We start from the raw sequence: 13,783 nt of genomic DNA on the forward strand, positions 1-13,783 counted from the left end.
CAAAACGACCCAAGGAATCCCAGCATGTCGGAACAGAAACTCGGCAATCCGGCCGTCGTCGGCCTGGCCGGCTTCGGCCTCACGACGATGGTCCTGCAATTCCACAATGTCGGCTGGATGGGCCTCGGCCCGGTGATCTGGCTCGGCCTGATCTTCGGCGGGCTGGCGCAGATGATTGCCGGCCTGCAGGAGATGAAGACCGGCAACAATTTCGGCTACTGCGCCTTCACGGCCTATGGCTGCTTCTGGATCGCGCTGGCGGCCATGCTGATCGGCAACCAGTACGATCTCTACGTCTCCAGCAAGACCGATGTGGGCTGGTTCCTGATCGCCTGGACGCTGTTCACCGCCATTCTCTGGGTCGGCTCGATGCGGATCTCGGGCGCGCTCGCCCTCACCTTCACGCTGCTGCTCATCGGCTTCATCCTGCTCGACCTCGCCCATTTCGGCTTCCCGGCGCTCACCGTGGTGGCCGGCTACGAGCTGATGGCCTGCGCCGCGATGGCCTGGTACATCATGGCCCACCTGATCTTCGCCGACGTGTTCGGCCGCGACGTCCTCCCCGTCGGCAAGCCGTGGCTGCGCCCGCGCAGCGCGCCTGCCGCCACCCTGAAGACCGCGCAGGCCTGAGCGGCCCCGAGCCGCGCATTCGAACATCGGAGAATGATCATGGGTGCAGGAAAATCGGCTGCAGGAAAGCTGTTCGCGGCGCTCGCCGTGGCCTCGTCGCTCGCCATGGGCGGCGTCGCCAATGCTGGCGAGGAGAACGCCACGCCGGAGGAGGTGGTCGCCAAGGTGTGGGCGGCCTCGCGCTTCCTCCACGACAAGGGCGCCTCCGGCCTCGCCGAGTTCAACAGCAAGGACGGCCAGTGGGTGTGGAAGGACTCCTACGTGTTCGTCTACGACTGCCGGCTCGACCGGATGGTGGCGCACCCGCTGCGCCCGGACCTGGTGGGACGGCCGGTGATGCAGATCACCGACAACAACGGCCGGTTCATCTTCAAGGAACTGTGCAAGGCCGGCGACGAAAAGCGCGGCGGCTGGGTCGAGTATCTGTGGACCCGCCCGGGCGCCGGCAACGTCTCGCGCAAGATCACCTACGCGCTCGGCGCCGAAATGGCGTTCTCGAGCGGGCTGCAGGTGGCGGCCGGCGTCTATGACGACAAGGCCAGCGCCGCCGATCTGCTGGCGCTGACCGAGAAGATGACCGACCCGAAGAAGTTCCCGGCGCACTGACGACGGACTTTCGCATCCGGCCTGACATCTTCAGGCCGGATGCGGCAGGGTCTTGAAGCGCCGCATAATTTTGAAAAAACATTATCTCGCGAAGAGCATTCTCTTGCGAAGAGCATTCCTGTTTCCTGAATAATCGCATTGCCTTGCCGCGACTGCTCCCGGCAGCTCCCTCTTGTACGCCCCGCCGCGGCCGGGCCGCGGGGTGCGGGGACCGGGCCGCCATGGTCCCCCTCGCGAATCGACCGGCCCGGCGGTGCGTCGTGACGCCCGTGGCGCAAATTCGCGAACTGCGGTATCTGCTGCGATGCACGCGCCCGGCATGACCGGCCGGAGCGGCGGTGCAGGACGCAGGGGGTGCCGACATGAGGCGATGGGCTGCCATCGTTGCCGTAGTGGCTGCGTTGTGCCCACTGCCTGCGGACGCCTCGCCGCGCGGCATCATCTATATGGGCCTCGGCGACGAGCTGTTCGCCGGCCCACTTCTCAAGCTCAAGGCCGAACTCGAGCGGCGCGGCGCCATCGTCGAAATGCGCCCGTGGTGGTCGCCGTCCTCGGAGCATTACGACTTCGCCATCGGCCAGTCGTTCGGCGTCGGCCCCGCCAGCAAGGCGGATGCCGACCGCCGAATCGGCATCGACCCGGTGCAGGTCGACTGGGCCGGCATCCAGGTCAATTTCTGGACGCCGCCGAAACTGGGCTATGCGCCGGGGCGACCGCTCTCCAACGCCAGGAACATCCGCGTGGACGAGGCGACGCACGTCTCGCTGCCGGAGGTCGCGGCGACCCGGATCGCCGACGAGGCGCTGCCTGAGCCGATCCCGCCGCAGCCGATCCTGCCGCCCGAGGGCGAAGCCCCCGGCGAGCCGATTCAATTGATCGGCGCGGCCCGGGCCAGCGAGTGACGCCGTCTCCACGGCGGCGGCTGCGGACATCCGCGAATTCGTCGACGAGCACTGCCCCGGCCAATCGAGCCAGGGGACAAGCTGCTGATTTTGCTTGGAGAATTTGGCGCGCCCAAGGGGACTCGAACCCCTGTTTTCGCCGTGAAAGGGCGACGTCCTAGACCGCTAGACGATGGGCGCCTCGCCGCTCCGTATAGGCAAACCCGACGGTCTCAGCAAGGCCGGCTTTGCCGAAAGCCCCACAAAACCTTGGGACCCACCGGATTCCGCTGCCGGACCAAACCCTGGGCCTGCACCACGGCCCGATGCAACCGGCCGGACGGCGCTGCCGGACGCTTGCGGCGTCCCCGCGATCCCCTCGCAGCCGGACCCTGCATCAGGCGGCACGGACTCCGGCGGTCGCGGCAAGCTGCCCCCACGCGCCCATGGCCATGGTCCGGCCCGAGCGGCGCGGCCGAACGGCCCGGCGCGAATCGGCCTGCAAGAATCTGATTCTTGGCCGGCAAGCATCTGATTGAATGAATGAAATTCGCCAGGATGGCGGGGGCGCCATGCGGTGCCCGCGGCTCGTGCCTTGCCCACCAGAGCATCCGCCGGTCTCGATGGACCGGCCGGACGCTCCGGGTGTCTGGTGAAGAGAATCTTCTGCCGCAGGATCGCGCCCCGCGGCCGCGGAAGATGCTCCGGGCCTCATGCGGTCTCCGGCTGCCCCCTTCGGCATGCCGGAAACGGTCTCGCAAAAAATACCTGTTCGGAAACGCGGTTTCCGGCGGTCAGGCGGCGGAACGCCGGCCCTGCAGGCCGGATCCCGTGTCAGCCGCCACCGAACAGGATGACCAGCACGCCGATGATGCCGACGACGCAGAGAACCAGCACGGCCGCCACCTCGACCGGCCCGCCCTGGCCTGCCCGCTCGCGCGAAGACATGTTCAGCACATGCTCCTTGGACGGCGTGGCCTTCGCCTGCGGCTTGGCCGCGCTCGGGGCCTGGGGCTTGGTCTCGGGTTTGGCCGGCGCCTGTCCGTTGGCGCTCACGGCCGGGGTTGCCGCCGGTGCCGGCGGCGCGACCGCGGGATCGGAAGCTGCGACCTTCCCCCCGGTCTGTCCTGCTTCGGCGTCACGCCGAACCTGCTCAGCGTCCTTCTCCATGCGGGTCTCCTTGTCTCTTCTCTAAGGGCAGCAGCACCCGCGGTGTTGAATCGATATCTTTCCAGGTTTGTCAAATGCCGACGGGCACCCGGGCACCGCGCCGGACAGGGGCCTGCCCGGAGCCATCAGGGATCTACCTGAGACGCGTCCGCCGCAGCATCCCGCCCGCGGAGCCATCGCCTCACCGCCGGGTCTGCGCTTCGAGGTTGGGGGGCGCCTGCTTGCAGTCGACCAGCCACACGTCATAGATCGCGTGCTCGACCGCGTGCAGGCCGGGCGAGGCGGCGAACATCCAGCCGGTGAAGATGCGCCGCATGTCGCCCTGGAGCGTGATCTCGTCGACCTCCAGGAAGCCGGTGGTGTTGGGCGTCTCGCTGGGCGGGCGGGTGTAGCAGGCGCGCGGGGTGACCTGCAGCGCGCCGAACTGCACCGTCTCGCCGATCGCGGCATCGAACACGATGATGCGGCCGGTGATCTTGTCGAGGCCGTTGAAGGTCGCCGTGCGGTTCTCGATGCGCTGGGCCGGCGGCGCCACCACCACGAAATCTTCCGAGCCCGGCGGCACCGCGCCGGCCGGCGAGGGCGGCGTCTGGGTCTGGATGCCGGGGGCGGACGGCTGCGGCAGCGCACCCGGCCGGACGGTCTGGGACGGCGGCGTCTGGGGCGGCAAGTTCTGGGCCGGCAGGTTCTGGGCCGGCTGCGGCGGCGCCATGATGCTCGGCACGTCCGACGCTGCGGGCGGCGGCGGCAGCTCCTGCCGCTCGACCGGCGAATCATAGCTGCCGCGCGCCGGCGGCTGGTATTGATACTGGGGCTGAGGCTGGGGCCGCGGCGCCGGCGGGCGCTCGATCTCCGGCTCCTCATAGATGCGCGGCACGGGCTGGCTGCGGCGCGCGCCCGGCACGTCGGCCGGCGGCAGCAGCACCTGCGCCAGCGCCGGAGCGGCCGACAGGGACAAGGCAAGCAGCGCGACGGCGCGAGCGATCATGACCTTCACGGATGAACTCAAACGGCGGCGGCACGACGGGGCCGACAAGGGGGCCGACAAGACGGGGCGGCTGCGCCACGGGCGTGCGGACCCTTCAAGCCGGCATCACGCCCAGCCGGACCGCCGGCGGCGACAGCGCGCGAAACCGCCGCGCCCCACGCTTAGCACGGCAAATGAGGCACCGGAAAGGCGGCTCACTCGGCCGGCGTCCATGCCTTGTAGTCGCCGGTGGCGGCGGGCCGCTGGCCCTCGGCCTGGATCGAGCCCTTGGGCCGGTAGGCGCGCGGCGTGCCGGTCATGTTCGGGCGGTGCGGCTTCTGCCAATCGCGCGGCACGTAGGTCTCGGCCACCGGCGGGGTATCGGTGGTGTGGTGCATCCAGCCCCACCAGCCGGGCGGAATGGTCGAGGCCTCGGCATAGCCGTTATAGACCACCCACCGCCGCTCGCGCTTGAAGGCGGGGTTGCGCTTCGGGTCGTTCGGCATGCGGTAATAGACGTTTCCGAACTCGTCCTCGCCCACCTTCTCGCCGCGCCACCACAGCGTCACGCGGCTCATCAAGGTGGTGCCGTTCCACCAAGTGAACCAGCTCAGGAACCAGCGCTTCAGCATCGACATCCTCGCCCTCGGCCGCCTCATGTTGTGGAGCGGGCGCCCCGGCTTGTCCAGTTTGTACCGGCGGCGGCGGCCACCGCAACCCCGCCCGGCCGATTCGAGGCCTGCTGCGGGCGGCCGAATCGACGGCTGCCGGAACCCGCCACCACCGGCTGCAACTGCCCCTTCGGCAAGCCGCGGTGATTAAATACCTTTTCCCCGATCAACCTGTCGCGCCGGAGATGCTTGACAGCGGCCGCGTCCGCCGTTCCGGCCGGGCGCGATCGCACGAACGTGACGGCGCCCCAAGCACTTGCGGCGACTCGCCGACTTGTCCCCACAATCCACGGCATCATACTACATTTAGGGCTTCGTTCACGGTTGGCAGCTAATCCTTGACGCGTTGCGCTGAGTCGACCTAGCTTCCCGGTCCGTGCCGGGCGCCCCCGCAAGAGACGCCCGGCCGACAATTTCACATGCGTAGCGGGTCGAGACGCGGCCGGACCGGAACCGTCGATGAGGACGGACGGGACGAAGACGCGGCGCGCCCATGCCTGCCGGTGCCGTTCAACCCTGCGGCGCCGGACGTTGGGATTTGCGAGAGCAGGCGCCCCGGCGCCGGCCGAAGAGGACGAGAGCGATGCGGATCGAGCGGCGTTACACCAAAGCGGGCCTGTCGCCCTATGCGGACATCGCGTTCCGGACCACGGTGAGCGAGATTCGCAATCCCGACGGCTCGGTGGTGTTCCGGCTGGAGGGCATCGAGGTGCCCGAGGGCTGGTCGCAGGTCGCCGCCGACGTGCTCGCCCAGAAGTATTTCCGCAAAGCGGGCGTGCCGGCGAAGCTGAAGCCGGTCGAGGAGAGCACCGTCCCCTCCTGGCTGTGGCGCAAGACCGCAGATGCCGCGGCGCTGAAGGCGCTTCCCGAGAACCAGCGCAGCGTCGGCGAGACCAAGGCGACCGAGGTGTTCGACCGGCTCGCCGGCACCTGGACCTATTGGGGCTGGAAGGGCGGCTATTTCGATTCGGAGGACGACGCCCGCGCCTTCTTCGACGAGCACCGCTACATGCTGGCGATGCAGATGGTGGCGCCGAACTCGCCGCAATGGTTCAACACCGGCCTGCACTGGGCCTACGGCATCGACGGGCCGAGCCAGGGCCACTACTACGTCGATTTCGAGACCGGCAAGCTCACCAAGTCCAAGACCGCCTACGAGCACCCGCAGCCGCACGCCTGCTTCATCCAGTCGATCGCCGACGACCTCGTCAATGAGGGCGGCATCATGGATCTGTGGGTGCGCGAGGCACGGCTGTTCAAGTACGGCTCGGGCACCGGCTCCAACTTCTCGCGGCTGCGCGGCGAGGGCGAGAAGCTGTCGGGTGGCGGCCGCTCGTCCGGCCTGATGAGCTTCCTCAAGATCGGCGACCGCGCGGCCGGCGCCATCAAGTCCGGCGGCACCACGCGCCGCGCCGCCAAGATGGTGGTGGTCGACATCGATCACCCCGACATCGAGGCCTATATCGACTGGAAGGTGAAGGAGGAGGAGAAGGTCGCGGCCCTCGTCGCCGGCTCGCGCGCCTGCCACAAGCACCTCAAGGCGGTGCTGAAGGCCTGCGTCAATTGCGAGGGCGACAATGGCGACTGCTTCGAGCCCGACAAGAACCCGGCGCTGAAGCGCGAGATCCGGCTGGCGCGCCGGGCCGGCGTGCCGGACAATCTGATCAAGCGCATCATCCAGTATGCGCGCCAGGGCTTCACCGACATCGATTTCCCGGTGTTCGACACCGATTGGGACGGCGAGGCGTATCTCACCGTCGCCGGCCAGAACTCCAACAATTCGGTGCGCGTCACCGACGAGTTCCTGCACGCGGTCGAGCACGACGGCTCGTGGAACCTCACCTGGCGCAACCAGCCCGGCATCGCCAAGACGCGCAAGGCGCGCGAGCTGTGGGACAAGATCGGCTACGCCGCGTGGGCCTGCGCCGATCCCGGCCTGCAGTTCCACACCACCATCAATGACTGGCACACCTGCCCCGCCGACGGACCGATCCGGGCCTCGAACCCGTGCTCGGAATACATGTTCCTCGACGACACGGCGTGCAATCTCGCCTCGCTGAACCTGCTCGCCTTCCTGGAGAAGGACGCCCCGACACCTCCCCCGGCAAGGGGGAGGTCGGCGAGCGACGCGAGCCGGGTGGGGGTCGACCCCTCCCCGGACCTGCGGTCCGACCCTCCCCTTTCCGGGGAGGGTCACGGCAGCCGCACTGCCCGCTTCGACGTCGAGTCCTACGAGCACGCCATCAAGCTGTGGACCGTCGTGCTCGAAATCTCGGTGCTGATGGCGCAGTTCCCGTCGAAGGAGATCGCCGAGCGCTCCTACGAGTACCGCACGCTGGGGCTCGGCTTCGCCAATATCGGCGGGCTCCTGATGTCGTCGGCGATCCCCTACGATTCCGACGAAGGCCGGGCGATCGCCGGCGCGCTCAGCGCCATCATGACCGGCGTCGCCTATGCCACTTCGGCGGAGATGGCGTCCTTCCTCGGCGCCTTCCCCGGCTATGGCCGCAACGCCGAGGCCATGCTGCGGGTGATGCGCAATCACCGCCGCGCCGCCCATGGCTTCCGCGAGGGCTATGAGGGCCTGTCGATCATCCCCGTGCCGCTCGACCACGCCGCCTGCCCCGACCCGCGGCTGATCGACCACGCCAAGCGCGCCTGGGACCGCGCGGTGGTGCTGGGCGAGGCGCACGGCTATCGCAATGCGCAGGTGTCGGTGATCGCGCCGACCGGCACCATCGGCCTCGTCATGGATTGCGACACCACCGGCATCGAGCCCGATTTCGCGCTGGTGAAGTTCAAGAAGCTCGCCGGCGGCGGCTACTTCAAGATCATCAACCGCGCGGTGCCGACCGCGCTGCGCCAGCTCGGCTATTCGGAGGCCGAGATCGCCGAGATCGAGGCCTACGCCGTCGGCCACGGCTCGCTGAAGCAGGCGCCGGGCATCAACCCGGTGACGCTGGCCCAGCGCGGCTTCACGCCGGAGGCGATCGAGAAGGTCGAGGCCGCCGTGAAGGGCGCGTTCGACATCAAGTTCGCCTTCAACAAATGGACGCTGGGCGAGGCGTTCTGCACCGACACGCTCGGCATTCCGCATGAGGCGCTCGATGCACCGGGCTTCGATCTGCTCAGCGCGCTCGGCTTCGGCAAGCGCGAGATCGAGGCGGCGAACCTGCACGTCTGCGGCGCGATGACGGTGGAGGGCGCGCCGCACCTGAAGGAGGCGCACTATCCGGTGTTCGACTGCGCCAATCCGTGCGGGCGCATCGGCAAGCGCTATCTGTCGGTGGAGAGCCACATCCGCATGATGGCTGCGTCGCAGCCCTTCATCTCGGGCGCGATCTCCAAAACCATCAACATGCCGAACGACGCGACGGTGGAGGACTGCAAGAGCGCCTACATGCTGTCGTGGCGGCTCGGCCTGAAGGCGAATGCGCTCTACCGCGACGGCTCGAAGCTGTCGCAGCCGCTGTCGGCCCAGCTCATCGCCGACGATGCCGACGAGGACGACATCGAGGCGCTGCTGGAGAAGCCCTCGGCGGCGCGCGCGGCCCAGGTCGCCGAGCGCATCGTCGAGCGCGTGGTCGAGAAGGTGCAGGTGCAGGTCCAGAAGGTGCGCGAGCGCGAGAAGCTGCCCGACCGCCGCAAGGGCTACACCCAGAAGGCCATCGTCGGCGGCCACAAGGTCTATCTGCGCACCGGCGAATACGAGGACGGGCGGCTCGGCGAGATCTTCATCGACATGCACAAGGAGGGCGCGGCGCTGCGCTCGCTCCTCAACAATTTCGCCATCGCCATCTCGCTCGGCCTGCAATACGGCGTGCCGCTCGACGAATATGTCGATGCCTTCACCTTCACCCGCTTCGAGCCGGCGGGCCCGGTGCAGGGCAACGACATCGTCAAGTACGCCACCTCGATCCTCGACTACGTGTTCCGCGAATTGGCGGTGTCCTATCTCGGCCGCTACGACCTCGGCCACGTGCAGCCCGACGCCTCGTTCGATGCGCTGGGCGCGGGCGTGGCCGAAGGCAAGGGGCCGACGCCGGCCCCGGCCTCGCGCGTGGTCTCGAAGGGGCTGGTGCGCGGCCGCACGCAGAATCTTCTCGTCGTGCCGAAGGGCGAAACCCCGCGCGGCGGCACCGGCACGGTGGCGATGCTGAAGACGGTGGGCGCCACCGCCCTGAAGCCCAGTCTCGACGACCACGAGGACGCCGATCTCGGCATCGGCGAGGCCGAGGCGTCGGAGCGAACCGAGGGCGAGGCGTCCGGCACGCCGCGGGCGCGCGACGCCAAGACCGGCGTCAAGGAGGCGGGTGCACGCGAGACCGGAGCGGCCGAGGGCAAGGCCGTGCTGGCCGACCGGCGGGCCGAGGCCAAGGCGCGCGGCTATGAGGGCGAAGCCTGCCCCGAATGCGGCAACTTCACGCTGGTGCGCAACGGCACCTGCATGAAGTGCGACACGTGCGGCGGAACGACGGGGTGCAGTTGAGGGGCGAGCAACCGCCGGCCGCTGTGGGCGACAGACCTTACCTACAGCGGCTCACCCTCATCTCCTAAGTCTTCGCCGGAAAGATGGGATGACTTTGAATTTATACTTAGATAGTTCCGACTTTTCAGATCTATCCCTTCCGTCGGCGCTACGCAAACCTCTCGACGGAGACACTCTCAACTTCCTACGCGAAGGAATTTATAACAATTCAATAACTTTATTCTATTCTCCAGTCCACATCTGCGAGATAATCCCCGAGGGATCTCACGCAAATGAACTGTCTATTGGACGCGCCAGCCTAATTTCCGAGCTTTGCGGCGATAACTTGTTATTAGTTCCATCGGAAATAATGTCGATGGAAATAAGCAATTTGAATAATGGAATCAAAATGCAAAATTGCGCGTCATCCATATTGGCCCCAAGAGATAAATTCTTAGGCGTTTGCAGCATAAACCCCTCGCTTATCGAACATCGCCAGCATATTTTGAGCTTATTTGAAAAGGAGATAGCTCATCTCCCTAGGCGTGACAGGCGAAAAATTCAATCAACATTTAACTTTGAAAGCAGCTCTGGCCGAAATAAATGGCGACAGCTATTTGCTGGCAAGATAGACAATGTCAAACTGACATATCCATTTGACGTTCTCCCAAAGAAATTACTCATTGACTGGCTCGTAGGAGACGCAGATCAAAAACATATTGCATATCATTTGCTATTAATCGCCAATGACGCAAAGAGACTCGTTTCATCTCTACAACACATGCCGTCCGTTAGCAAACAACTATATGAACTCGTCCGTGATCACGGTGAAAAATGGCAAAATCATCAGATAGATATTATTTCAAAACTGCGACCGTCGCTTATCGCTGCAAATGATACCCGCGCACCAATCAGACCATTCATTCGTAACATTATCAAACAATCAGATTTTTTCTCGTCGGCTCTCCTCTCTCAAACCGATGGCGCCCTTAGCCTCACCGAGACCGAAGCTTTTAACTTCATCAGCCAATGCCATGGATTTAATATAATTATTAATTTGTTTCTTGAGAACATCATATCTTTAATTGAAGCAAATTATTCTTCTTTTATGTCAGGAAAAGATAAAATAATAGTCGGAAAAGCAAGCGACTTTGCGGACTTCATGCATTCCGTATATATACCTTATGTTGACAAGCTCCGATGCGATTCACGAACAGGCTCATTTTTAAGGCGCATCAATCTATTTCCAGACAGAATAATTGATAAGAGAATAAATCTGCTCAATTTATAGGCGAATTTTCGGAACAATGAATCATAGCAATCGTGGGGCGGAATAGCGAAGCGTATTCCGCCATTTACGTGGCGGCGCCCAGCTGGGCCGGCGCAATACGCTGACGCGATTGCGCCCTACAGAGCGACGAGATCCGTGACGACACGACGACGGCCGGTCTGGGTCCCCTTCCCTCGCGCGGCTGATGCCGCGCTCGCCGGGGACGACCGCGGCGTGGTTCGCCCTGCTCGCCGGGGACGACCGCGCGCGCCGCTCGCCCGCACCGGCCGACGCAATGATGCCGGAACCGGACCGGTCGTTCCCGGCGACCGCCGCAGGCGGTCGGGAAGGGAACCCAAGACCGCGCCGGGCCGGGAGACACGATTGGGACCGGACGGCGACGCGGTGTCGGCGCGATGGCGTCTTGCACGGCATCCATCCTGCGCCGCACACTCAATCCCGTTCGATGAGGCTGGAGCGCCCATGACCGTCTCGCCAATCAACGTACGGTTCGACGCCGGGATGATGTGGGTCGAGTTGTCGGACGGACGCACGCTCGGCGTGCCGCTGGCATGGTTCCCACGGCTGCTTCATGCGTCCCGCGAGCAGCGCGCCGAGGTCGAGATCAGCCGAAACGGGCTGCATTGGGATGTGCTCGACGAGGATATCTCGGTCGCCGGCCTGCTGGCCGGACGTGCCGGCACGACGACGGCCGGCGTGCCCCCCTCCCCCGCGCGGGCCGCGCTCGCCGGGGACGACCGGCACCCTCTCCCCGCTCGTCGTCCCGGCCGCGACGGCGGCTGCGGCAGTCCAGGATCCGCAATCGAGGGGTTGCAGAACGGTAACACAAATCGCCTACAGCTTCCGGGCCGGGCGAGCATCGTTCATCACGCCATCGGACACGACAAATGGTCGGAAAGACATTGCTGAAGCGCATGGCCGCGACGGTCGGTGCCGGCACGTATCGCCGCCTGCTGCCCTATGCCATCCTCAAGACGAGGTTCGCCGAGATCGCGTCGATCCCGACGTTCGAGACCCGGGAGCAACTCTGGGACCATGGTCTCGACACGGTGGCGAACCGCAAGGTGACCTTCGTCGAATTCGGCGTCCACGAAGGGTATTCGATCGGCTATTTCGCCCGGCGGCACCCGAACCCGGACTCCGAATTCATCGGCCTGGACAGTTTCGAGGGGCTGCCCGAGGACTGGGGGCCGGCCCCGAAGGGCACGTTCAGCACCAACGGCGCGGTGCCGGCGATCGGCGACGCCCGCGTGAGCTTCATCAAGGGATGGTTCCAGGACTCGTGGGACGAGCTGGCGGCGCGGCTTCAGGGCCGCGACCTCGGGTCGCTGATCGTGCATTACGACGCCGATCTCTATACCTCGACGCTCTATGCGCTGTCGAAGATCGACTCGCTCGGCATCGGCTACATGGCGATATTCGACGAGTTCACGGGGCAGGAGCTGCTGGCGCTGGACGACTACTGCAATTCGCATTGCGCCTCGGTGTCGTTCCTCGGCAAGACCCTGCTCGACGGCTTCCCGCTCCAGGTCCTGTGCCGCATCGAGCCCCGGCGCAGCGCCGTCCGGTGAGCCGCGCGCCCTGGCGCTCCCCGCACCCTACCCGCCGAATGTGCCGGCGTAGAGTTCGGGCTTGAAGCCCACCACCAGCCGGCCGTCCACCTCCAGCACCGGGCGCTTGATCATCGCCGGCTGCGCCGCCATCAGCGCCAGCGCCTTGGCCTCGGTGAGGCCGGCCTTGGCGTCCTCGGGCAGCTTGCGGAACGTGGTGCCGGCGCGGTTGAGCAACGTTTCCCAGCCCACCTGCCGCGCCCACGCCGCAAGCTGCGCCGGCTCGATGCCGGCGCTCCTGTAGTCATGAAACGTGTGGGCGACGCCGTGCGCCTCCAGCCAGGCGCGCGCCTTCTTCATCGTGTCGCAGGCCTTGATGCCGTAGATGGTGACGGACATTGGCGCCTCCCCTGCCGCTTGCCGATGACTGCCCTGATAGAGCGTCCGGCGCGCTGAGGCGAGGGAGGGCCGCGATCCACGCCAAGTCTCACGGCCCAAGCCAAGTCTCACGGCCCACGCAGGTCTCGCGGCGCGATCCCGGGCGCGGCGATCAGCGCGCTTATCGTAGCCGGTTACCTCACCCACAAGTGGAACCTTCCGCCCGGCGCGCGCGTCGTCTCAGGTTCCGTGTCCAGTCTGTCGCGTTTTCGGTTCGTCCTGCAGCAGGAGGAAGGCCATGGCTTCGTTTTCCAGCAAGACGTCCTTCAACGGCGAAGTCTTCCGGATCGCCGGAACGGCGGACGGCTCCGTCAGCATGTCCAGCAAGTATGGGAAAGACGGCCTCACATTCGAGATCAACAGCCGGAAGGCCATCGACGCCGACATCACCGGCAATCTCGATGCCAAGGTGATCGGCAGCAACTCCGCCGATACGTTCGACTTCTCGTGCGCCACCGGGAACTACATCGTATGCACCCGCGGCGGCAATGACCGGATCATCGACGGCACCGGCAACAACACGTTCGACGGCGGCGCCGGCCAGGATACGTTCGTGTTCAATGTGGTCGAGGGGCCGGATTCTCCGGACGAGATCGACACCATCGTCAATTTCAGCCTCGCCGAGGACGAGATCGTAACCGGCGGCCAGACCTACACGGTGGCGGACGGCGCAACGGATGAGGCCATCATCACCTTCGACGACGGCGATCAGGTCGTGGTGCGGGGGGCCGGCGTCACGGCCGACAGCATCGTGGGCGCGATCGCCTGAGACGAAGGCCGGCGCCGGTGGCCCGTGGGCGTTTGACATCGCGGGCACGCTGCGGCTCCCTGTCCGCATGCGATCGATTCCGTCTGCCCTGCCCGCACTCGCCGCCGGCCTCGCGGCCATCGTCCTGATCACGGCACCGGCCTCAGCGGCGCCGCGCCTCTTCTCCACCGAGCCGGCGCTCGGCACCCTGCGCGTCGGCCAGCGCGTGCTGGTCGACGACGGGGTGTGCAAGGCCGGGGAGATCCGCGAGGTGGTGGTGAACAGCCGCAAGAGCGGCGACACCAAGTCGTACCCCGATGGCGGCCCGCGGGTGCGCCGCTGCGTCAAGCGCTGAGCAGCGGC

The 13,783-nt window shown here is 66.0% G+C and carries 12 protein-coding genes, 1 tRNA gene and 1 pseudogene; 9 read left to right on the forward strand and 5 right to left on the reverse strand.

Annotation, left to right across the window (positions count from 1 at the left end; genetic code table 11):
* The first annotated feature begins 24 nt into the window (after positions 1-24).
* The 3 genes from BLTE_RS11985 (at position 25) to BLTE_RS11995 (ending at position 2,138) form a co-directional block, all read left to right on the forward strand.
* Positions 25-630, forward strand: a complete 606-nt coding sequence (locus tag BLTE_RS11985) for an acetate uptake transporter (protein WP_126400898.1) — start codon at positions 25-27, stop codon at positions 628-630.
* Between the two features lie 39 nt (positions 631-669).
* Positions 670-1,236, forward strand: a complete 567-nt coding sequence (locus BLTE_RS11990) for a cache domain-containing protein (protein WP_126400900.1) — start codon at positions 670-672, stop codon at positions 1,234-1,236.
* Positions 1,237-1,598: 362 nt separating this feature from the next.
* On the forward strand, positions 1,599-2,138 hold the full coding sequence (locus BLTE_RS11995; protein ID WP_126400902.1) for a hypothetical protein: 540 nt from the start codon (positions 1,599-1,601) through the stop codon (positions 2,136-2,138).
* Positions 2,139-2,242: 104 nt separating this feature from the next.
* Here the strand turns inward: BLTE_RS11995 and BLTE_RS12000 are convergent.
* The 4 genes from BLTE_RS12000 to BLTE_RS12015 all read right to left on the reverse strand — a co-directional run bounded on the left by BLTE_RS12000 (position 2,243) and on the right by BLTE_RS12015 (position 4,883).
* Positions 2,243-2,318 (reverse strand) — tRNA-Glu (locus BLTE_RS12000).
* Between the two features lie 633 nt (positions 2,319-2,951).
* The gene (locus tag BLTE_RS12005; RefSeq protein ID WP_126400904.1) at positions 2,952-3,287 is read right to left on the reverse strand and encodes a hypothetical protein; all 336 of its coding nucleotides are present in this window, start codon (positions 3,285-3,287) and stop codon (positions 2,952-2,954) included.
* Positions 3,288-3,468: 181 nt separating this feature from the next.
* Positions 3,469-4,275, reverse strand: a complete 807-nt coding sequence (locus tag BLTE_RS12010; protein ID WP_145988191.1) for a DUF2155 domain-containing protein — start codon at positions 4,273-4,275, stop codon at positions 3,469-3,471.
* A gap of 194 nt (positions 4,276-4,469) precedes the next feature.
* Positions 4,470-4,883 carry an NADH:ubiquinone oxidoreductase subunit NDUFA12 gene (locus tag BLTE_RS12015; RefSeq protein ID WP_126402180.1) on the reverse strand — a complete coding sequence of 138 codons (414 nt, stop codon included), beginning with the start codon at positions 4,881-4,883 and terminating at the stop codon, positions 4,470-4,472.
* 625 nt (positions 4,884-5,508) lie between these two features.
* Between BLTE_RS12015 and BLTE_RS12020 the strand changes: the two genes are divergently transcribed.
* The 4 genes and pseudogenes from BLTE_RS12020 (at position 5,509) to BLTE_RS12035 (ending at position 12,255) form a co-directional block, all read left to right on the forward strand.
* The gene (locus tag BLTE_RS12020) at positions 5,509-9,414 is read left to right on the forward strand and encodes an adenosylcobalamin-dependent ribonucleoside-diphosphate reductase (protein ID WP_126400908.1); all 3,906 of its coding nucleotides are present in this window, start codon (positions 5,509-5,511) and stop codon (positions 9,412-9,414) included.
* A gap of 88 nt (positions 9,415-9,502) precedes the next feature.
* Positions 9,503-10,684, forward strand: a complete 1,182-nt coding sequence (locus BLTE_RS12025; RefSeq protein WP_126400910.1) for a hypothetical protein — start codon at positions 9,503-9,505, stop codon at positions 10,682-10,684.
* Between the two features lie 462 nt (positions 10,685-11,146).
* Positions 11,147-11,371, forward strand: a pseudogene (locus BLTE_RS18595) (DUF2442 domain-containing protein); the annotation flags it as partial.
* A gap of 200 nt (positions 11,372-11,571) precedes the next feature.
* Positions 11,572-12,255, forward strand: a complete 684-nt coding sequence (locus BLTE_RS12035) for a class I SAM-dependent methyltransferase (protein ID WP_126400914.1) — start codon at positions 11,572-11,574, stop codon at positions 12,253-12,255.
* A 27-nt stretch (positions 12,256-12,282) separates the two neighbouring features.
* On the opposite strand, the gene BLTE_RS12040 is transcribed toward BLTE_RS12035, so the two are convergent.
* Complete coding sequence (locus tag BLTE_RS12040) at positions 12,283-12,633, reverse strand: ArsC family reductase (protein WP_126400916.1); 351 nt, start codon at positions 12,631-12,633, stop codon at positions 12,283-12,285.
* A gap of 277 nt (positions 12,634-12,910) precedes the next feature.
* Here BLTE_RS12040 and BLTE_RS12045 point away from each other — a divergent pair, with 277 nt between their 5' ends.
* Together BLTE_RS12045 and BLTE_RS12050 are read left to right on the forward strand one after the other, a co-directional pair.
* Positions 12,911-13,441 (forward strand): hypothetical protein, encoded by a 531-nt coding sequence (locus BLTE_RS12045; RefSeq protein ID WP_126400918.1) that lies wholly within the window; start codon positions 12,911-12,913, stop codon positions 13,439-13,441.
* Positions 13,442-13,508: 67 nt separating this feature from the next.
* Complete coding sequence (locus tag BLTE_RS12050) at positions 13,509-13,775, forward strand: DUF6719 family protein (protein WP_126400920.1); 267 nt, start codon at positions 13,509-13,511, stop codon at positions 13,773-13,775.
* The last annotated feature ends 8 nt before the right edge of the window (positions 13,776-13,783 follow it).

This window comes from Blastochloris tepida, from assembly GCF_003966715.1.
GTDB classification, from domain to species: domain Bacteria; phylum Pseudomonadota; class Alphaproteobacteria; order Rhizobiales; family Xanthobacteraceae; genus Blastochloris; species Blastochloris tepida.